We start from the raw sequence: 19,169 nt of genomic DNA, 5'->3' as shown, positions 1-19,169 counted from the left end.
CCCCTTGGTCAGGATTTCAGGTAGCCGTTAGCGGCCAGAAAACTTTCAGTGATGTTCCCGGACGATGGCTCTGCGGCCTTTTCGCCCAGTAACAGGCGCTCCAGATAACGGGCCAGCAAGTCCACTTCCAGGTTCACCCGGCGACCCGGCTGGTACGAGGCCATGATCGTTTCGCTGAGGGTGTGGGGAATGATGGTCAATTCAAACTCGGCGCCATTTACCGCGTTAACGGTCAGGCTGGTGCCATCGACGGTGATCGAGCCTTTATGGGCGATGTACTTGGCCAGCTCTTTGGGAGCCCGGATGCGAAATTCCACGGCACGTGCGTTTTCGCTGCGCGCCACCACTTCGCCGACGCCGTCGACATGGCCGCTGACCAGGTGACCGCCCAGGCGGGTGGTGGGCGTCAGGGCTTTTTCCAGGTTGACCGGGCTGCCCGCCTTGAGGTCATTCATCGCCGTGCAGTCCAGGGTTTCCCGGCTGACGTCGGCGGCAAAGCCGTTGCCCGGCAATTCGATGACCGTCAGGCATACGCCGTTGACGGCGATGCTGTCGCCCAGCTTGACGTCGCCGAGGTCGAGCTTGCCGGTATCAACCAGCAGGCGTACATCGCCGCCTTTTGGGGTCATGGCGCGGATGCTGCCGATGGATTCGATAATGCCGGTGAACATGGCCTTCTCCAGGAAAACAGGGCTGCGCCGGGCGCAGGCCGGAAATTATACGCTCGCTACTGGCAAAGGAATGGCAGTGACTCGCCAGTCGTCGCCCACAGCGCGCATTTCAGTGATCTTGAGTTGGGGGGCATCCGCCAGTTTCTCAAGCGGCCAGTCCAACAAAGGCCGGGCGGCGGAGCCAAGGAACTTGCCGGCGACGAAAATCACGTACTCGTCCACCAGCCCCTGCTGGGCGAAGGCGCCTGCCAGGCTCGGACCGGCCTCCACCAGCACCTCGTTGGCGCCACGCGCGGCCAGGGCAACCAGGGCCGAACGCAGGTCGACCTGGCCATCAACCCCCGGCACCACCAGGCATTCAGGGCCCCGCGGGAACTGATTCTCCGGAGTGACGCAGGTGATGACCAGGGCCGGGCCGGCCTTGAAGAACGGCGCGTTAAGCGGCACGCGCAGGCGGCCGTCGATCAGCACGCGCAAGGGCGGACGCGACATGGCCAAAGCGGTGGTCGCCTCATCCAGGCCCAGTTCGGCAGCACGCACGGTCAGGCGGGCGCCGTCGGCTAACACGGTGTCGGCGCCGGTCAGCACCACACTGGCTTCGGCACGCAGGCGTTGCACGGCGGCGCGGGCAGCCGAGCCGGTGATCCATTGGCTTTCGCCGCTGGCCATGGCGGTGCGGCCGTCCAGGCTCATTGCCAGCTTGACCCGCACAAACGGCAGGCCGTGCTCCATGCGTTTGAGGAAGCCCGGGTTCAGTGCACGCGCCTGTGCTTCCAGCACACCGCTCTGCACCTCGATACCGGCCTGAGCCAGGCGCTGCATGCCACGCCCGGCCACTTCCGGGTTCGGGTCCTGCATCCCGGCGACGACACGCGCCACACCGGCACTCACCAATGCATCCGCACACGGCGGGGTACGCCCATGATGGCTGCAGGGTTCAAGGGTCACGTACACCGTGGCGCCACGCGCCTTGTCGCCGGCGGCGCGCAGGGCGTTGGGCTCGGCGTGGGGTTCGCCGGTGCGCTCATGCCAGCCTTCGCCGACCACCTGCCCATCGCGCACGATCACGCAGCCTACACGCGGGTTGGGGTGGGTGGTGTACAGGCCCTTGCGCGCCAGTTCCAGGGCGCGGGCCATGTAATGAGCGTCGAGGACAGCCTGCTCGGCAGTGGAAGACGGGTTCATTCTTTGACCGGCTCACGGGCCAGGCGGTCGATCTCTTCGCGGAACTCATTGAGGTCCTGGAAGCGTCGATACACCGAGGCGAAACGGATATAGGCGACTTCGTCGAGCTTTTGCAGCTCGCCCATCACCAGTTCTCCAACCACCAGGCTCTTGACCTCGCGCTCGCCGGTGGCGCGCAGCTTGTGCTTGATGTGCACCAGCGCCGCCTCCAGCCGCTCGACACTCACCGGGCGTTTTTCCAGGGCGCGCTGCATACCGGCGCGCAGTTTGTCTTCGTCGAAAGGCTGGCGGCTGCCGTCGGACTTGATCAGACGCGGCAATACCAGTTCGGCGGTTTCGAAGGTGGTGAAACGTTCACCGCAGGCCAGGCATTCGCGCCGGCGACGCACTTGATCGCCCTCGGCGACCAGACGCGAATCAATGACCTTGGTGTCGTTGGCACCGCAGAAGGGACAGTGCATGGTGGCAGGCAACAAAAAAAGGGAGGGCCATGGTAGCGCATCCCCGTGGCAAGACAAGCCATAGCCTTTACGGTATATAGGCGGGCTATTATGTTTCTTGATTTTCAAACCACGGATTTTGTCACTTCTGGAGCCGTACATGCAGTTACGACCACTGGTTTTACTCGGCCTGTTCAGTTTTCTGGTCGCCTGCAGCAGCGAAGCCCCCAAGCCGACCGCGCCTCAACCGACACCAGCCCAAGAGAAAAAAGTCCCGGGTATTGAAGACCTTGGCCCCTTGCCGGCGTATCAGCGGGAAATCAGCGGCATCCTCAACGGCGTGCCGGCCAATGCCGAAGTCGAATTGGCACTGCTGGTGATCGATGAGCGCAACCGCCCGCAACAATTGCTCGCCAGCAGCGTGTTGTCCGCCAACGGCAAGCCCCTGGCCTTCCGCCTGCGCTTCAACCCCGAGGCGTTCCCGGCCGGTGCGCGGGTTGAATTACGCGGCCGCGCCAGCCAGTCCGGTCAATTGATCCTGCACCTGCCTGCCGTGCGTATCACCCAGGCGATTACCCAGACCACCGGTCCCTTGCAACTCGTCAAGGCACCATGACGCCACCGCTGCCTCTGCAGCGCGCCCTCAGCGAGCTGATCGGCGACGCCCAACTGGTGCCCTGCCCGCTGCCGGGCACCGAGTTGTCATTGTGGCTGCTGGATGCGGACAACATGGACCGCGAATTCAGCCAGGAAGAAACCCGGCGTATCCTGCATGAGCCGCCCTACTGGAGTTTCTGCTGGGCCAGCGGCCTGGCACTGGCGCGATATCTGGCGGCCAACCCCGAGTGGGTTGCCGACAAACGCGTACTGGACTTCGGCGCCGGCTCCGGCGTGGCCGGGATTGCCGCCGTCAAGGCGGGCGCACGCGAAGTGGTGGCCTGTGACCTTGACCCACTGGCGCTGGCCGCCTGCCGGGCCAATGCCGAACTCACCGGTGTGACGCTGGGTTATTCGGCAGACTTCTTCGCCGAAGCCGACCGCTTCGACCTGATCCTGGTGGCCGACGTGCTCTACGACCGGGCCAACCTGCCGCTGCTGGATCAATTCCTCACCCGTGGCCGCGAAGCACTGGTGGCCGACTCGCGGGTCAGGGACTTCCAGCACCCGGATTATCGGCGGTTGCAGATCCTTGATGCACTGACACTGCCCGACCTGGCCGAGCCTTGGGAGTTTCGCAAGGTGAGCCTGTACCATTCGCGGCGTTAAACCCGAACGTTACAAATTTCTGGCAATACGTTCGCTGAGACATAAAAGGAATGGCTGTGGAAAATGCCCTCCTTTTGCACGCACTTGGACAATTAATCAGCATGCATTTCCAGACCCCGTCGCCTATCGCCGGTCGTATGAAGGGCTTGCAAAACGCCGGGCAGCTGCCTAACCTTCGCAGTAATACACCCGCCATGCCTCTGGTTGCGTCAGTAACCAAGCACAAATTGTGCGGGTTTTTTATGCTCGGTATTTTTTGAGCATGAGGACATTCAACAAGCCTGCCATAGACGTTCCTGCTCAATTGGAACTGCTCAAGCAGCGCGGTTTGCACATTCAAAATGAGGCCCGCGCCGAGTCCTTTTTACAGGTCGTCAGTTTCTTTCGATTAAGCCCTTACATGCGGCCTTTCCAAAAGCCGGAAAGTCTCGACCATCGGTTCCGTGAGGGCAGCCAGTTCCGCCAGTTAACCCAACTGTACGATTTTGACCGGCGCCTTCGATTACTAACGATGGATGCCATCGAAAGAGTTGAGATTGCATCCCGCGCTGTTATCAGCAACCACATGGGACCTACCTACGGTAGCCACTGGTATATGGATCCACAGAGATTTCATTCGACGTTCGATCACCAGCGCCTGCTTTCAACATTGTCGACGAAACAGTCAACTGCATTGCGTGATTACCAGCGCGAATGCGACCGGATCGACAGGCTGAACGCAAATAACACCAGAAAAGAGCGATTGAAGCGCCATAGAGCGAAAGAGAGCTACTCACGCCATTACCCAACGAACTACAACCATCCGGCTTTGATGCCTGGTTGGGCCATGTTGGAGGAACTCACCCTGGGAGATCTATCCCATCTTTACAAAGGCCTGGCCAAGGACGCCGATAAAAAAGCCATCGCCAAGCGCCTGAGGCTTGCGGCTCCATTAATGCAGTCCTGGCTGCATACACTGACCACTATTCGAAACATTTGCGCCCATCACTCGCGAATGTGGAATCGAGAACTCGGTATTCGTCCGGAACTGCCAAAGAAAGCCAATTTTCCTTGGCCTGAATATCTTTTCCAACTTGGACCACATGCCCGTATTTTTCCGGTGCTCTGCATTCTTACCCACCTGATGCATCAGATAAGCCCCCACTCCCGCTGGGACCAACGCTTATATCACCTGATCAGTGAGTTTCCCGCCGTTAACCTTAAGTCGATGGGTTTTCCCCGAGATTGGTATGAAGACGCCTTTTGGCAAGCCGCCCGCGAGTGAACGCCAAGCCGCTTCCGGTAGCCCGCGCCAGCCCTTATAGTTGCGCCATTCCCGCTTTATTCGAGACGCCCCATGAGTGAGCCCACGCCGTACATCTTCGATGCCACCACTGCCACCTTTGATCAGGCAGTCATCGAAAACTCGTTCCACAAGCCTGTGTTGCTGGATTTCTGGGCCGAGTGGTGTGCCCCGTGCAAGGCGTTGATGCCGCTGTTGGCGCAGATTGCCGAGAGTTATCAGGGCGAGTTGCTGTTGGCCAAGGTCGACTGCGAGGCCGAGCAGGATATCGTTGCGCGTTTTGGCATTCGCAGCCTGCCGACGGTGGTGTTGTTCAAGGATGGCCAGCCGGTGGACGGGTTTGCCGGAGCGCAGCCGGAGTCGGCGGTGCGGGCGATGCTGGAACCACATGTGCAGATGCCGCCACCGGCCGCGGCCGATCCGCTGGAACAGGCTCAGGCGCTGTTTGCCGAAGGGCGTATCAGCGAGGCCGAAGCGGTGCTGGTCGCACTGCTGGGCGAGGACAACACCCACGCCGCCGCGCTGATCCTGTACGCACGCTGCCTGGCCGAACGCGGTGAATTGGGCGAAGCCCAGGCGGTGCTGGATGCCGTGAAGAGCGACGATCACAAAGCCGCACTCGCCGGGGCGAAGGCACAGATCACCTTCCTGCGCCAGGCGGCCGACCTGCCGGACGCCGCCGACCTGAAAAGCCGCCTGGCGCAAAACCCGCAGGACGATGAAGCCGCCTATCAGCTGGCGATTCAACAACTGGCACGCCAGCAGTACGACGCGGCGCTGGAAGGCTTGCTGAAACTGTTTATCCGCAATCGCAGCTACAGCGAAGGCTTGCCGCACAAGACCCTGCTACAGGTGTTCGAATTGCTCGGCAACGACCACCCATTGGTCACGGCATACCGCCGCAAGTTGTTCGCCGCGCTGTATTAAGCCTCGACCCAACGGTACAGCGGCGTGTCCCCGCCGCTGGCGACTTTGACATTGGCACTGTGTCGCAAGCGCACCAACAGGCGCTTGCCGGACGCGGCATCGCCGGCCAGCCCTTCCAGTTGATCGAGCAATTCCAGCCCGCTGAGTTGCCCGGCCTGGCGCAACAGGTCTTGGGCCTTCTGCCATAGATCATCGGTCTGCTTGACTGGCGCAGCAGTCGGCGCGAGGGGCGCCGGGGCGGCCTGCAACTGCGCGCCCAGCCGGGCCCAGTCGGCGTCGTCCAGCTCCAGGGTCAAATCCACCGGCAGATCGCCAACGGTTCCACGAATTCGCAACATCGTCCTTCCTCCTGCATTTTTCTGACAGGCATGCTCCCACGCGGCTTGCGCAACGCCAAGCGGGCGGTCAAACTCTGCACACATTGTTATAAGATCACATAACAAAACTTTCATGTTCTGGAGCCTTCTCATGCGCCGTCTGCTGCTCGCTTTGCCGTTTGCCCTGCTGCCATTGGCTGTCGCCCACGCTCATGATGATCACGAACATGAACATGGCAGCCTCGGCGCCCATGAGCACGGGGTCGGCCGCCTTAACGCCGTGCTCGACGGCCAGGCGCTGGAAGTGGAGTTCGACAGCCCGGCCATGAACCTCGTGGGTTTCGAACACCAGGCCAGCACCGCCGCCGACAAGGCCAAGGTCGCCGCCGCACGCAAACAGCTGGAAAACCCGCTGGCGCTGTTCAACCTGCCCAAGGCCGCCGGCTGCGTGATCAGCACCCAGGAACTCAACAGCCCGCTGTTCGGCGACAAGCCGCAAGCCGAGCATGACGACGACGATGACGACCATGCCACCGACGGCAAAGGCGCCGCCGCCCACGAGCATCATCACGATCACAGCGAGATCCACGCCCACTATCAATTCACCTGCGCCACGCCGACGGCATTGAGCAACCTTGACCTGACACAAGTGTTCAAGACCTTCCCCGCGACCCAGAAAATCCAGGTACAACTGATCGGTCCGAGCGGCCAGCAAGGTGTTGAAGCGACGGCCGCCGCAGCCACCCTGAAGTTCTGAACACATGACCCAAGCATTGATCGAACTGTCTGACCTGGGCTTCAACTGGCCGGGTCACCCCCAGTTGTTGGACATTCCCGCGTTCCGCCTGGAAGCGGGTGAAACCCTGTTCCTCAAAGGCCCGAGCGGCAGCGGCAAAACCACCCTGCTCGGGTTGCTGGGCGGCGTGCAGAAACCCAGCCGCGGCAGCATCCGCCTGCTCGGCCAGGAACTCACCGAACTGTCGGCAGGTGCCCGCGACCGTTTCCGCGTCGACCACACCGGCTATATCTTCCAGCAGTTCAACCTGCTGCCGTTTCTGTCGGTACGCGAGAACGTCGAGCTGCCCTGCCACTTCTCCAGGCTGCGTGCGCAACGGGCGGTTCAGCGTCATGGCAGCGTCGATCAGGCGGCTGCCACCTTGCTCGCGCATCTGGGGCTCAACGCCCCAGACCTGCTGGAGCGCCGCGCCGACTCGCTGTCCATCGGCCAGCAGCAACGGGTGGCCGCTGCTCGTGCGCTGATCGGCCAGCCGGAACTGGTGATCGCCGACGAGCCCACCTCGGCCCTGGACCATGACGCCCGCGAAGCGTTCATCCAGTTGCTGTTCGCCGAATGCCGCGAAGCGGGCGCCAGCCTGTTGTTTGTCAGCCATGACCAGAGCCTGGCACCGCTGTTCGACCGCAACCTGTCGCTGGCCGAACTCAATCGCGCCGCCACGCCCGCAGAGGTTTGAGATGTATCTGTTCCGTCTAGCCATGGCCAGCCTGGCTAACCGCCGCTTTACCGCGATCCTCACCGCCTTCGCCATCGCGCTTTCAGTGTGCTTGTTGCTCGCCGTGGAGCGGGTACGCACCGAAGCGCGCAACAGCTTCGCGAGCACCATCAGCGGCACCGACTTGATCGTCGGCGCCCGCTCAGGCTCGGTCAACCTGTTGCTGTATTCGGTGTTCCGCATCGGCAACGCGACCAACAACATCCGCTGGGACAGCTTCGAGCACTTCGCCGCCAGCCCGCAAGTGAAGTGGGCGATCCCGATTTCCCTCGGTGACTCCCATCGCGGTTACCGCGTGATGGGCACCAACCAGTCCTACTTCGAGCATTACCAATACGGCCGCAAACAGAACCTCGAATTGGCCAGCGGCCGCGCTTTCGCCACCGACCCGTTCGAAGTGGTACTGGGCGCCGAAGTGGCCGACGCGCTGCATTACAAACTCGGCGACAAGCTGGTGCTGGCCCACGGCGTGGCAGTCGTCAGCCTGGTGAAACACGATGACAAGCCGTTCACCGTGGTCGGCATTCTCAAGCGCACCGGCACCCCGGTAGACCGCACGCTGCACATCAGCCTCGGCGGCATGGAAGCGATCCATATCGACTGGCACAACGGCGTACCGGCCCAGGGCAAGGGCCGCATCAGTGCCGATCAGGCGCGCAATATGGACCTCACCCCGCAGGCCATCACGGCGTTCATGCTCGGGCTGAACAACAAGATTTCCACCTTCGCCCTGCAACGGGAAATCAACGATTTCCGTGGCGAGCCCATGCTGGCGATCTTGCCGGGCGTGGCCTTGCAAGAGCTGTGGAGCATGATGGGCACCGCCGAAAAGGCGCTGTTCGTGATTTCGTTGTTTGTGGTGCTGACCGGTTTGATCGGCATGCTCACGGCGATCCTCACCAGCCTCAACGAACGACGCCGCGAAATGGCGATATTGCGCTCGGTGGGCGCGCGGCCTTGGCATATCGCCACGCTGCTGATCTTTGAAGCCTTCGCCCTGGCGTTGTCCGGCGTGGTGGCGGGCGTGGGCTTGTTGTACCTGTGCATCGCCGCATCGCGTGGGTATTTGCAGGCCAACTACGGGCTGGACTTGCCGATGTCGTGGCCGAGCGAATATGAATGGACACTGCTCGCCGGTATCCTGTGCGCAGCGTTGTTGATGGGCAGCGTGCCCGCGTGGCGCGCCTATCGGCAATCCCTGGCCGATGGCCTGTCGATCCGTTTATGAGGAAGGCTTCGATGCGTCGTGCCCTGTTTGCGCTGTTGCTGCTGGTGAGCGTGCCCGCCTGGTCCGCCGACCAGCCCAAGGACCTGTCCTGGCAGGAGATGATCCCGCCGGATGCGCCACCGGAAATCCCCAACATGAAACCGTTGCACGACCTGTCGAACATGGCCGATGCCTTGTCGGTCGAGGCCGCGCCCGCGGCCAAGCAGGAACTGCCCAACGCGCCGGTAGTGCAAAGCCTGGACGGCCAGCATATCCGCTTGCCGGGCTATATCGTGCCGCTGGAAGTCAGCGAAGAAGGCCGCACCACCGAGTTTCTGCTGGTGCCGTATTTCGGCGCGTGCATTCACGTACCGCCGCCGCCGTCGAACCAGATCGTGCATGTGAAAAGCGAAATCGGCGTGAAGCTCGATGAGCTCTACCAACCGTATTGGATCGAGGGTTCAATGCAGGTCAAACCCTCCACCAGCGAGTTGGCGGATGCCGGTTACCAAATGGATGCCGAGAAGATTTACGTCTACGAACTGCCGGACTAGCGCTGATTGCCCATTCATTGAGCTGAGTCAAAAGATCGAACGGAACGATCTTTACCATTGGACGTACAACTTTTAAACGTCCTTTTGGAGCTCCCATGAACAAGTCCCTGCTCGGCGCGTCCCTCTTCGCGCTCGCCCTCGCCGCCCCTGCCGTCCACGCTCACGAAGCGGGCGACATTCTGGTTCGCGCCGGTGCTATCACCGTGAACCCGAAGGCTGACAGCGGCCACGTGAAAGTTGACCAGGGCCCATTGGCGGGCACCAACCTGGGCGGCAAGGCGACCATGAGCAGCGACACCCAGCTGGGCTTGAACTTCGCCTACATGCTGACCAACCACGTCGGTATCGAACTGCTGGCCGCCACTCCGTTCGAGCATGACGTGAAGATCAAGAACACCGCCCTGGGCGCCGCCAACGGCAAGCTCGGCACCTTGAAACACCTGCCGCCGACCCTGAGCGTCGTGTACTACCCGCTGGACAGCAAGTCGGCGTTCCAACCCTACGTGGGCGCTGGTATCAACTACACCTGGATCTACGACGAACACGTCGGCAGCCGTGCACAGCAAGCCGGTTTCAGCAACTTCAAGGCCGAGAACTCCTGGGGCTGGGCCGCGCAGATCGGCGCCGATTACATGATCAACGACAAGTGGATGATCAACGCCCAGGCGCGCTACATCGACATCAGCACCAAGGCGACCGTGGACAACAACGCGCTGGGCCAAGGCACTCGCGCCAAGGTAAATGTCGACGTGGACCCGATGGTCTACATGGTGGGTATCGGCTACAAGTTCTAAGCAACACCGTATCACCCTGTGGGAGGGGATTGTGGGAGGGGGCTTGCTCCCGATCGCGGTGCATCAGTCAAATGTATATTGGCTGACACACTGCAATCGGGAGCAAGCCCCCTCCCACATTTGGAGCTTTCCCACATTCGGTTTTGTAGCGGGTCAGGTGTGGCGGTAATAGCGGTCCAGCAATGCCGGCAGCCCCGCCCGCCACGCCCGTGGCTTGATGCCGAAGGTGTGCAGGATTTTCTTGCAGGCCAGCACCGCATGTTGCGGTTCATCGCTCGCATCCGGCCGTGCCGCGTGGGCCTGGGCGGTGGGTGATTCGATGGCCAGCGCGTGATAATTGCGCGCTTCGGTGAGGATCGCCTGGCCCAGGGCCAACGGCGTGGTCGCCTCTTGGCCGGCGTAGTGATAGGTGCCCCACAGCGGTGCCGCGCAATCGAGTTGCTTGAGCACTGAAATGATCACCCGCGCAGCGTCATCCACCGGCGTCGGGTTGCCGCGACGGTCGTCCGCCATCAACAACTCATCGGTTTTTTCGGCACGGGCCAGAAAGCGCCCCAGGGTGCCCTCCACGCTGTCATCCAGCAGCCAGCCAAAACGCAGCAACACATGCTGCGGGCAGGTCGCGCGCACGCTCTGTTCAATACGCCACAACGCCTGGCCGCGCAGGCCCAAAGGCACCGGCTCGTCTTTTTCGCTGTAGGCGGTGGCGCGGGAACCGTCGAACACACGGTAGCTGGACGGTTGCAGCAAGGTGATGCCGTGGTGTTGGCACAATTCAGCCAGGCGTTCGATGGCGAACTCCTGGGCGGCCAGACGGCTTTCGCTGACGGCCTCGGCCTGGAACCAGTCGAAATAGTAGGCGAGGTTGATCAACGCATCGGGACGGGTGTCGTCGAGCAGTTGGGTGAGGCTCGCGGCATCCCAGCCATCTTGGGGCGGTTTGGGTGCGAGGAAACCGATGTCTTCCTCTGCACCGAGGCGAATCAGCGCCTGCCCGAGGGCATTCCCGCCGCCCAGTAACATTAGGCGCATTCGCATAGATTGAGCAGGCCCGGTCTGTGTGGAACGAAGGTTTTTGGATATTTGTAAGAATCGTTGCATTTTGCGGGTTTATCGCGCAACCGTCACGGATAAAAGTGTGGGGTTGCAACTTGTCGGGGCCGGCGCCATAACTGACTGCATGAACCTTCCTGAATCCACGGACACGGCCCTGGACGGCTTCCACCCCGCCGTCAGCGCCTGGTTCCGCAATACCTTCCCCTCGGCGACCGATGCGCAGGCCCAGGCCTGGCCGCTGATCCGCCAGCGTCGCTCGACCCTGATCGCCGCGCCCACCGGCTCCGGCAAGACGCTGACCGCCTTCCTGGCGGTGCTCGATGACCTCGTCCATCAGGGCCTGGCCCATGGCGGGCAACTGCCGGATGCAACGCTGGTGGTGTATGTGTCGCCGCTCAAGGCGCTGTCCAACGACATCCAGATCAACCTGCAAAACCCCTTGGCGGGCATCACCGCACAGTTACAGCACCACGGCTTGCCGCCATTGGTGATCCGCACCGCCGTGCGCACCGGCGACACCCCGCAAAAAGACCGCGCCCTGATGCGCAAGCGCCCGCCGCATATCCTGGTGACCACCCCCGAATCGCTGTATGTGCTGCTGGGCTCGGACTCCGGCCGGCAGATGCTGGGCAGCACCCGCACGGTGATCGTCGATGAGATCCACGCCATCGCCGCCAGCAAGCGCGGCAGTCACTTGGCGTTAAGCCTGGAGCGCCTGCAAGGGCTGTGCACCGAGCCGCTGACGCGGATCGGCCTGTCGGCCACGCAAAAACCTATCGAGGCGGTCTCGCGCTTTCTGGTGGGCACGGGGCGCGCGTGCGCCATCGTCGATATCGGTCATGCACGGGCTCGCGACCTGGATATCGAAGTGCCGCCAGTGCCGCTTTCGGCGGTGATGGCCAACGATGTGTGGGAATTGGTCTACGACCGCCTCGCCACACTGGCCCGCGAACACCGCACCACCCTGATATTCGTCAATACCCGGCGCCTGGCCGAACGCCTGGCGCGGCATTTGAGCGAGCGCCTGGGCAAGGCTGCCGTGGCCGCGCACCATGGCAGCCTGGCCAAGGAGCTGCGCCTGGACGCCGAGCAGCGGCTCAAGGCCGGCGAGTTGCAAGTACTGATTGCCACGGCGTCGCTGGAACTGGGCATTGATATCGGCGACGTGGACCTGGTGTGCCAGATCGGCTCACCCGGTTCGATCAACGGCTTTCTGCAACGGGTTGGCCGTTCCGGGCATCAGGTCGGCGGCACGCCCAAGGGCCGTCTGTTTGCCACTACCCGCGATGACTTGATCGAATGCGCCGCCCTGCTCGACTGCGTCAGGCGGGGCGAGCTGGATACGCTGCAGATCCCCGTCGCGCCGCTGGACGTACTGGCTCAGCAGATCATCGCCGAAGTCAGCGCCCAGGAATGGCCGGAACAGGCGCTGCTCGAGCTGGTTCGGCGTGCCTCACCCTACGCCGCGCTGGATGAGCGCCATTATCAGGCGCTGCTGCATATGCTCAGCGACGGCTATAACGGGCGCCAAGGCATCCGCAGCGCCTACCTGCACCGCGACGCGGTTATCCATACCCTGCGCGGCCGCCGGGGCGCCCGGCTGACGGCCGTCACCAGCGGCGGCACCATCCCCGATAACGCCGACTACAGCGTGCTGCTCGAACCCCAGGGCTTGAATATCGGCAGCGTCAATGAGGACTTCGCGGTGGAAAGCATCGCCGGGGATATCTTTCAGCTCGGCAATACGTCCTACCGAATTGTGCGCGTAGACGCCGGCAAGGTGCGCGTCGAGGATGCCCACGGCCAGCCACCGACCATTCCTTTCTGGCTCGGCGAAGCGCCTGGGCGCAGCAACGAGCTGTCGGCGGCGGTGGCGCGCTTGCAGGGGCAACTGGACGCCCTGCTCGGCGCCAGCCCGGGCGACTTGCAACCTGCGCTGGGCTGGCTCACCGACACGCTCGGCCTGAACCGCGCCAGCGCCGAGCAGATTCTCGATTACCTGGCCCGCGCGCGCCTGGCCCTGAGCGCCTTGCCGTCCCAGGACACGTTGATCATGGAGCGCTTTTTCGACGAGTCCGGCGGCACTCAACTGATCATCCACACACCGTTCGGCAGCCGCCTCAACCGCGCCTGGGGCCTGGCCCTGCGCAAGCGGTTTTGTCGCACGTTCAATTTCGAGTTGCAGGCCGCCGCCAGTGAAAATGCCATCGTGCTGTCGCTGTCCACCAGCCACAGCTTTGCGCTGGATGAGGTGTGGCGGTATCTCAACAGCCACAGCGCCGAGCACATCCTGATCCAGGCCGTGCTGGATGCGCCGTTGTTCGGCGTGCGCTGGCGCTGGAACGCCGGCGTGGCCCTGGCGTTGCCGAGGTTTACCGGTGGGCGCAAGGTGGCGCCGCAGATCCAGCGCATGAAAAGCGAAGACCTGATCGCCAGCGTGTTCCCCGACCAGATCGCCTGCCTGGAAAACCTGGCCGGGGAGCGCGAAGTCCCCGACCACCCACTGGTCGAGCAAACCCTCGACGACTGTCTGCACGAAGCCATGGACAGCGATGCCTGGCTGGCCCTGCTGCGACGCATGGAGCGCGGCGAGGTGCGCCTGATCAGCCGCGACCTGCCGGCGCCCTCGCCTATGGCCGCCGAAATCCTCAGCGCCCGCCCCTACACCTTTCTCGACGACGCCCCGCTGGAAGAACGCCGCACCCAGGCCGTGCTCAACCGGCGCTGGAGCGACCCGCAGAGTACCGACGACCTCGGTGCGCTGGACGCCGACGCTATCGCCGGCGTGCGTGAAGAAGCCTGGCCGGCGCCCAACGGCCCGGATGAAATGCATGAGGCACTGATGAGCCTGGCGTGTATCGCCGCCCGTGAAGTCACGCCGCAATGGGCCGCGTGGCTGCAGGCCTTGGCCCAGGCTGGGCGCGCCTATCCGTTGCCCAACGGCCTGTGGGTGGCCGTGGAACGCTTGAGTTGCTTGCAGGCGATCTATCCCGGCAACTGGCCGCTGCTGCCGGGCTTCGATGAACCCTGGAGCTATGATGAAGCGGTGGTAGAAGTGCTGCGCGCACGCCTGGGCGGGTTCGGCCCATTGAGCCTGAGCGAAATCGCCACGCCCCTGGAACTGCCGGTGAGCGATGTCACCCAGGCACTGGCGCGTCTGGAGCAGGAAGGCTATGTGCTGCGCGGTCGCTTCAGCCCCGGCGCCAACGCAGAACAATGGTGCGAACGGCATTTGCTCGCGCGCATTCATCGCTACACGGTCAAGCGCCTGCGCCGCGAAATCGAACCGGTGGCGTTGCAGGACTTCATGCGTTTTCTGTTTGATTGGCAGCACCTGTCCACCGCCACACGCGGCCAGGGCAGCGCCATGTTGGCGCAGATCATGGCCCAGTTCGAAGGCTATGCCGCAGCCGCATCCGCCTGGGACACCGACTTGCTCAGCGCGCGACTCAAGGACTACACCTGCACCTGGCTCGATGAGCTGTGCCGCAGCGGCAAGCTGGTGTGGATGCGTTTGAGTAACAAGGCCAGCGCCAGCGCATTGCGCAGTACCCCGGTCGTGCTGTTGCCCCGCAGCCAGGCGCCATTGTGGAGTGGGCTGACCGAGCTGACCGACAGCGCGACGTTGTCGCCCAAGGCGCAGAAAGTCCACCAAGCCCTGCGTGAACAGGGCGCGCTGTTTTTTGATGAACTGGTGCATGAAGCTCACCTGCTGCGCAGTGAACTGGAAACCGCATTGCAGGAACTGGTGGGTGCCGGGTTGGTGAATGCCGACAGCTTTGCCGGGCTGCGTGCGCTGACCACACCCGCCAGCAAACGCCAGGCGCGCAGCAGCCGGCGTGGGCGTGGCGCCTTTGTCGGTGGGATGGACGATGCCGGCCGTTGGGCCTTGGTGCGCCGTTCAACCAGCGCCGCCGGCGCGCATTCGGCCGAAACGCTGGAGCATGTGGCGATGACGCTGCTGCGCCGTTATGGCGTGGTGTTCTGGCGTTTGCTGGAGCGCGAGGCGGAGTGGCTGCCGAGCTGGCGGGAGTTGCTGCGCACCTTTCACCGGCTGGAGGCGCGTGGGGAAATCCGTGGCGGACGCTTTGTCAGTGGCTTGGCGGGAGAACAGTTTGCGTTGCCGGAGGCGATCCCGTTACTGCGCGAAGTACGCCGCAGGCCACACGACGGCAGCCTGGTTGCCGTATGTGGCGCGGACCCGTTGAACCTGGTCGGTACCCTGTTGCCGGGGAGCAAGGTGCCGGCACTGAGTGGGAACCGGATCGTGTACCGCGACGGGTTGCCCGCAGCGGTGCTGGTGAGCGGCAAGCAGCAACTGCTGGTGGATACGGATCAGCAGGCGGTGCAGGAGAAGTTGATCAGGCATTGAAGTGGGGGGACTTCATCGGGAGCAAGCCCCCTCCCACCCTTGAGATGCAGACCAAGACAATCCGGTTATTGAGGGCGCGGTTGTTCGGTCAGCACCACCGACGCCGGTACCTCTTCATCCGGTTCATCCACCTGGGCGTTGCGCTTGGGCAACAGGACCTGCTGTGGATAAGTTTGCGCGAAGTGCACCTGCGCACAGTTATCCACAAGCTTTTTCAGGCGCTGGTTGAACGCACGGCTGACAGCATATTGGCCGCCCGACACCGTGCGGAACTGCGCAGTGAGCACCACGCCATTGAGGTCCATCTTGTCGACGCCGAAGACCTCCAGCGGCCCTTGCAGGTTGTACTTGAGGAACACGTCATCACGGATCGACTGCCCGGCCTCGCGGATCAACTCCACGGCTTTATCCACGTCGGTGTCGTAGGTGAACTGCACCGAGAAGAACGCATAGGCAAATTGCCGCGACTGGTTGGTGACCGCCTTGATCTGCCCGAACGGCACCGAGTGCACAAAGCCTTTGCCGTCGCGCAGGCGCAGGGTACGAATGGTCAGCCCCTCGACCGTACCGGCGTGGCCGGAGTCCAGCACCACCCAATCGCCAATCGACAGGGTGTCTTCGATGATGATGAACAGGCCGGTGATCACGTCCTGCACCAATTGTTGGGAGCCAAAACCGATGGCCAGGCCGACCACACCGGCACCCGCCAACAGCGGCGCGACGTTGATCCCCAGATTGGCCATCGTGGTGATCGCGCAGATCACCACCAGGATGATTTTCACCGCATTGCGCAGCAGCGGCAGGATGGTTTTGACCCGCGTGCTCGGCTGGCGGCCGGAGCGCTTGTTCACCGGTGGCTTCAACGCTTCCTGGATCGCCGTATCGAGGACCACCCAGAACAGCCAGGTCACCAGCAGGATCAGGCCGATACTGCTCAAGGAGTCACTGATCGCCCGGCCGACCGAGTTGCGCTGGGCAAATTCAAACAACGACACGCCCCAGATACGCCCGAGAATTTCGATAAACGCAATGGCCATGACAATGCGCAGGATCGCGTGCAACAGGCTGAGGAAGCGCTCCTTGTAGGCGCTGCTGCGCTGGACCGCCACTTGGCTGCGAGACTTGAACAGGTGTTGCAGCACCGTACTGAGGAACACCGTGCCAATCAGCAAGATCGTGGTGAACAAGGCGCAACGCAGGGCCTTCTGACTATCGTCGCCGGCGCCGATCAGGTTGATCGCCGAGACCAGCACCATCAACAGGATCGGCCAGTACCACAAGCCGGAAAACACCCGCAGCGATTGTTGCAGCGCCGGGTGTTTCAGGCGCTGGGCCAATGGTCGATTGCGAATCAAATGGGCCACCGGACGCCGTAGACGTATCACCAGTACGCCAAAGATCACCGTGGCAAACAGCCCAGTGAACACGGCAATGCTGCTGGTGATATTGCCGCCCAGTTGCCGGGCGATCTGCGGGCTGGTCAAGGCATCGCTGAGGGCGGCCAGAAAGCCGATCAGGAACAACGGCCTGGGCGAGTAACCGCGAATAATCCGCACGGCCGCACGCTTATGCCCGACGTTGAACATGACGATGACGCACAACAACATCGAGGTGGAAAAAATGCCGCTGCTGGTGGCATAGGCGAAACACAGCGCCAGCGCACGCCCCACGGACGAGGGTAGAAAGTGGCTGACATACAGCGTCAGTGGCAGGCACACCAATGCCGGCAGGGTGTAGGGCAGCACGTACCCCAGCAGCGCTTGCAGGCGCCCACGCCGCTCAATGAAGCGCCGGCGACTCAAGCGCCGCACGATCAAACGTCCCAGCAGCATCAACAGCGCAAAGGCGCCGCCCCATACCCCGGACAGCAGCAGGAAATCCCCGGCGACGCTCCACGGCGAGCGCTGGTCGGTCTGGTCGACCAGGCGCCCGACCTCATCCGCCGCACGGTCGGCGCGAAGGCGCCAGGCGTCGATGAGGTTTTGATTGAGGTCGAGTTTGTCTTGCACGTCGTCGATGCTCGAGCTGATGGCGCCGAGCAAGCCACCTTCCACCAACAGCTCCGGCTTGGCCGGTTCGGCAGGCGCCGCCGCCGGAGCCGGCGCAGTCGTGGCAGCTTGCAGCACGCCGTTGCCAAACAACAGCAGCGCACCGAGCAGTAATGCGGTCTTGAGATTGGGCAAAACAGCGGCTCCTTCAGCAGGGTCTGTAAGGAACTGACGGGTTTGCGCCCTGATCGTTCCCCTCGCCTTACTTTTGCGCACGAGGCAAATATCAAATGCCAATCCTTGGCTTTTTCCGCATAAGCCAAACCCAGACACTGCGCTCCTGAATCAAACCCACCGGAGTTGCAGCCATGCCCATTGCCTTGCTCGCGCTGACCCTCAGCGCTTTCGCCATCGGGACGACCGAGTTCGTCATCGTTGGCCTGTTACCCACCATCGGCACCGACCTGGGTGTCGACCTGCCGTCCGCCGGCCTGCTGGTCAGCCTCTACGCCCTGGGCGTCGCCATCGGCGCGCCGGTGCTCACTGCCCTCACCGGCAAAGTGCCGCGCAAATTGCTGCTGCTGTCGTTGATGGTGCTGTTCACCCTCGGCAACCTGCTGGCCTGGCAGGCACCGAGTTATGAGTCCCTGGTGCTGGCGCGGATCGTCACCGGCCTGGCCCATGGCGTGTTTTTCTCGATCGGCTCGACCATCGCCACCAGCCTTGTGCCCAAGGAAAAAGCCGCCAGCGCAATCGCCATCATGTTTACCGGCTTGACCGTCGCCCTGGTCACCGGCGTACCACTGGGCACCTTCATCGGCCAGCATTTCGGCTGGCGTGAAACCTTCCTGGCCGTCTCGGCCCTGGGCGTCATCGCGTTTATCGGCAGCCTGATCTATGTGCCGAAAAACATCAGCCACAGCAAACCCGCGTCACTGCTGCAACAACTGCAAGTGCTCCAGCAACCGCGCCTGCTGCTGGTGTATGCCATGACCGCCATCGGCTACGGCGGCTCGTTTATCGCCTTCACCTTCCTGGCGCCGATCCTTCAGGATATCTCGGGCTTCAGCGCCAGCACGGTGAGCCTAGTGCTGCTGGTGTACGGCGTTTCGGTGGCCGCCGGGAATATCTGGGGCGGCAAGCTTGCCGATAAACGCGGCCCCATCAGTGCCTTGAAAATCATCTTCGCCCTGCTCGCGGCGGTGTTGTTCATGCTGACGTTCACCGCAGCGAGCCCGTGGCTGGCCCTGGCCACCGTACTGGTGTGGGGCGCGGTCGCCTTCGGTAACGTGCCTGGCCTGCAGGTGTATGTGGTGCGCCAGGCTGAGCATCACACCCCGCAAGCGGTGGATGTGGCATCGGGGCTGAATATCGCGGCGTTTAACCTGGGTATCGCCGGTGGCGCCTGGGGCGGTGGTTTGATCGTGGCGCATATGGGGCTGATCCACACGGCCTGGATCGGCGGCCTGGTGGTGCTGGTGGCATTGGCGCTGACGGCATGGAGTGGCCGGCTGGACCGATTGGGGCCGGTGTATGCCGAGTCGTCGAACCCTGTCGTCGCCGGGCACTGAACCCGTCGCAGCGCAAACGCCAGGAGGG

17 protein-coding genes are annotated in these 19,169 nt (G+C 62.8%); 11 read left to right on the top strand and 6 right to left on the bottom strand.

Annotation, left to right across the window (positions count from 1 at the left end; all coding sequences use genetic code 11):
* Positions 1-8 precede the first annotated feature (8 nt).
* Genes ACQRBV_RS26300 through nrdR form a run of 3 tightly spaced genes read right to left on the bottom strand, consistent with a single transcriptional unit; the run spans position 9 to position 2,317 of the window.
* Entirely contained in the window at positions 9-671 is a 663-nt protein-coding gene (locus tag ACQRBV_RS26300; RefSeq protein ID WP_411985461.1) for a riboflavin synthase, read from the bottom strand.
* A 45-nt stretch (positions 672-716) separates the two neighbouring features.
* Positions 717-1,856 (bottom strand): bifunctional diaminohydroxyphosphoribosylaminopyrimidine deaminase/5-amino-6-(5-phosphoribosylamino)uracil reductase RibD, encoded by a 1,140-nt coding sequence (ribD, locus tag ACQRBV_RS26295; protein ID WP_411985460.1) that lies wholly within the window; start codon positions 1,854-1,856, stop codon positions 717-719.
* Positions 1,853-2,317, bottom strand: coding sequence for a transcriptional regulator NrdR (gene nrdR / locus ACQRBV_RS26290; RefSeq protein ID WP_029299433.1), 465 nt, complete (start codon positions 2,315-2,317; stop codon positions 1,853-1,855). Before nrdR ends, ribD begins: the two co-directional genes overlap by 4 nt.
* 139 nt (positions 2,318-2,456) lie before the next feature.
* On the opposite strand from nrdR, the gene ACQRBV_RS26285 reads away from it, so the two are divergent.
* From ACQRBV_RS26285 to trxA, 4 genes are all read left to right on the top strand, one after another.
* Positions 2,457-2,912 (top strand): YbaY family lipoprotein, encoded by a 456-nt coding sequence (locus tag ACQRBV_RS26285; RefSeq protein WP_060755258.1) that lies wholly within the window; start codon positions 2,457-2,459, stop codon positions 2,910-2,912.
* Complete coding sequence (locus tag ACQRBV_RS26280) at positions 2,909-3,562, top strand: class I SAM-dependent methyltransferase (protein WP_411985459.1); 654 nt, start codon at positions 2,909-2,911, stop codon at positions 3,560-3,562. The genes ACQRBV_RS26285 and ACQRBV_RS26280 overlap by 4 nt, the downstream gene beginning before the upstream one ends.
* A gap of 262 nt (positions 3,563-3,824) precedes the next feature.
* On the top strand, positions 3,825-4,826 hold the full coding sequence (locus tag ACQRBV_RS26275; protein WP_411985458.1) for an Abi family protein: 1,002 nt from the start codon (positions 3,825-3,827) through the stop codon (positions 4,824-4,826).
* Positions 4,827-4,898: 72 nt separating this feature from the next.
* Positions 4,899-5,771: a thioredoxin gene (gene trxA, locus ACQRBV_RS26270; RefSeq protein ID WP_411985457.1), complete on the top strand. Its 873-nt coding sequence runs from the start codon at positions 4,899-4,901 to the stop codon at positions 5,769-5,771.
* On the opposite strand, the gene ACQRBV_RS26265 is transcribed toward trxA, so the two are convergent.
* Positions 5,768-6,109 carry a hypothetical protein gene (locus tag ACQRBV_RS26265; protein WP_205345016.1) on the bottom strand — a complete coding sequence of 114 codons (342 nt, stop codon included), beginning with the start codon at positions 6,107-6,109 and terminating at the stop codon, positions 5,768-5,770. The two genes, trxA and ACQRBV_RS26265, sit on opposite strands and share 4 nt — an antisense overlap.
* Before the next feature lie 130 nt (positions 6,110-6,239).
* On the opposite strand from ACQRBV_RS26265, the gene ACQRBV_RS26260 reads away from it, so the two are divergent.
* From ACQRBV_RS26260 to ACQRBV_RS26240, 5 genes are all read left to right on the top strand, one after another.
* On the top strand, positions 6,240-6,845 hold the full coding sequence (locus tag ACQRBV_RS26260; protein ID WP_090365589.1) for a DUF2796 domain-containing protein: 606 nt from the start codon (positions 6,240-6,242) through the stop codon (positions 6,843-6,845).
* Positions 6,846-6,849: 4 nt separating this feature from the next.
* Positions 6,850-7,560, top strand: a complete 711-nt coding sequence (locus ACQRBV_RS26255; RefSeq protein WP_060755265.1) for an ABC transporter ATP-binding protein — start codon at positions 6,850-6,852, stop codon at positions 7,558-7,560.
* Between the two features lies 1 nt (position 7,561).
* A complete protein-coding gene (locus tag ACQRBV_RS26250; protein ID WP_090365588.1) occupies positions 7,562-8,827 on the top strand; it encodes an ABC transporter permease in 1,266 nt (421 codons plus the stop codon).
* Positions 8,828-8,838: 11 nt separating this feature from the next.
* Positions 8,839-9,360 (top strand): DUF3299 domain-containing protein, encoded by a 522-nt coding sequence (locus tag ACQRBV_RS26245; protein WP_060755267.1) that lies wholly within the window; start codon positions 8,839-8,841, stop codon positions 9,358-9,360.
* Positions 9,361-9,455: 95 nt separating this feature from the next.
* Entirely contained in the window at positions 9,456-10,154 is a 699-nt protein-coding gene (locus ACQRBV_RS26240; protein WP_060755268.1) for an OmpW/AlkL family protein, read from the top strand.
* A gap of 153 nt (positions 10,155-10,307) precedes the next feature.
* On the opposite strand, the gene ACQRBV_RS26235 is transcribed toward ACQRBV_RS26240, so the two are convergent.
* On the bottom strand, positions 10,308-11,192 hold the full coding sequence (locus tag ACQRBV_RS26235) for a sugar nucleotide-binding protein (protein ID WP_090365586.1): 885 nt from the start codon (positions 11,190-11,192) through the stop codon (positions 10,308-10,310).
* A 142-nt stretch (positions 11,193-11,334) separates the two neighbouring features.
* Between ACQRBV_RS26235 and ACQRBV_RS26230 the strand changes: the two genes are divergently transcribed.
* Positions 11,335-15,582 (top strand): DEAD/DEAH box helicase, encoded by a 4,248-nt coding sequence (locus ACQRBV_RS26230; protein ID WP_411985456.1) that lies wholly within the window; start codon positions 11,335-11,337, stop codon positions 15,580-15,582.
* 65 nt (positions 15,583-15,647) lie between these two features.
* Here the strand turns inward: ACQRBV_RS26230 and ACQRBV_RS26225 are convergent, their stop codons facing one another.
* The gene (locus ACQRBV_RS26225; RefSeq protein ID WP_411985455.1) at positions 15,648-17,765 is read right to left on the bottom strand and encodes a mechanosensitive ion channel family protein; all 2,118 of its coding nucleotides are present in this window, start codon (positions 17,763-17,765) and stop codon (positions 15,648-15,650) included.
* Positions 17,766-17,938: 173 nt separating this feature from the next.
* On the opposite strand from ACQRBV_RS26225, the gene ACQRBV_RS26220 reads away from it, so the two are divergent.
* A complete protein-coding gene (locus ACQRBV_RS26220; protein ID WP_090365582.1) occupies positions 17,939-19,141 on the top strand; it encodes an MFS transporter in 1,203 nt (400 codons plus the stop codon).
* The last annotated feature ends 28 nt before the right edge of the window (positions 19,142-19,169 follow it).

Origin of the sequence: Pseudomonas sp. R11F (genome assembly GCF_050312575.1) — a bacterium.
Classification (GTDB): Bacteria; Pseudomonadota; Gammaproteobacteria; order Pseudomonadales; family Pseudomonadaceae; genus Aquipseudomonas; species Aquipseudomonas palleroniana.
This window is presented reverse-complemented; position numbering and strand designations above follow the sequence as displayed.

What these genes read in the sequence shown, in the direction of transcription:
- ACQRBV_RS26300 (WP_411985461.1), bottom strand. Translation starts at nt 671, where the DNA reads ATGTTCACCGGCATTATCGAATCCATCGGCAGCATCCGCGCCATGACC.
- ACQRBV_RS26230 (WP_411985456.1), top strand. Translation starts at nt 11,335, where the DNA reads ATGAACCTTCCTGAATCCACGGACACGGCCCTGGACGGCTTCCACCCC.
- ACQRBV_RS26260 (WP_090365589.1), top strand. Translation starts at nt 6,240, where the DNA reads ATGCGCCGTCTGCTGCTCGCTTTGCCGTTTGCCCTGCTGCCATTGGCT.
- ribD (WP_411985460.1), bottom strand. Translation starts at nt 1,856, where the DNA reads ATGAACCCGTCTTCCACTGCCGAGCAGGCTGTCCTCGACGCTCATTAC.
- ACQRBV_RS26255 (WP_060755265.1), top strand. Translation starts at nt 6,850, where the DNA reads ATGACCCAAGCATTGATCGAACTGTCTGACCTGGGCTTCAACTGGCCG.
- ACQRBV_RS26285 (WP_060755258.1), top strand. Translation starts at nt 2,457, where the DNA reads ATGCAGTTACGACCACTGGTTTTACTCGGCCTGTTCAGTTTTCTGGTC.
- ACQRBV_RS26280 (WP_411985459.1), top strand. Translation starts at nt 2,909, where the DNA reads ATGACGCCACCGCTGCCTCTGCAGCGCGCCCTCAGCGAGCTGATCGGC.
- ACQRBV_RS26250 (WP_090365588.1), top strand. Translation starts at nt 7,562, where the DNA reads ATGTATCTGTTCCGTCTAGCCATGGCCAGCCTGGCTAACCGCCGCTTT.
- ACQRBV_RS26220 (WP_090365582.1), top strand. Translation starts at nt 17,939, where the DNA reads ATGCCCATTGCCTTGCTCGCGCTGACCCTCAGCGCTTTCGCCATCGGG.
- trxA (WP_411985457.1), top strand. Translation starts at nt 4,899, where the DNA reads ATGAGTGAGCCCACGCCGTACATCTTCGATGCCACCACTGCCACCTTT.
- ACQRBV_RS26275 (WP_411985458.1), top strand. Translation starts at nt 3,825, where the DNA reads ATGAGGACATTCAACAAGCCTGCCATAGACGTTCCTGCTCAATTGGAA.
- ACQRBV_RS26245 (WP_060755267.1), top strand. Translation starts at nt 8,839, where the DNA reads ATGCGTCGTGCCCTGTTTGCGCTGTTGCTGCTGGTGAGCGTGCCCGCC.
- ACQRBV_RS26265 (WP_205345016.1), bottom strand. Translation starts at nt 6,109, where the DNA reads ATGTTGCGAATTCGTGGAACCGTTGGCGATCTGCCGGTGGATTTGACC.
- ACQRBV_RS26240 (WP_060755268.1), top strand. Translation starts at nt 9,456, where the DNA reads ATGAACAAGTCCCTGCTCGGCGCGTCCCTCTTCGCGCTCGCCCTCGCC.
- nrdR (WP_029299433.1), bottom strand. Translation starts at nt 2,317, where the DNA reads ATGCACTGTCCCTTCTGCGGTGCCAACGACACCAAGGTCATTGATTCG.
- ACQRBV_RS26235 (WP_090365586.1), bottom strand. Translation starts at nt 11,192, where the DNA reads ATGCGAATGCGCCTAATGTTACTGGGCGGCGGGAATGCCCTCGGGCAG.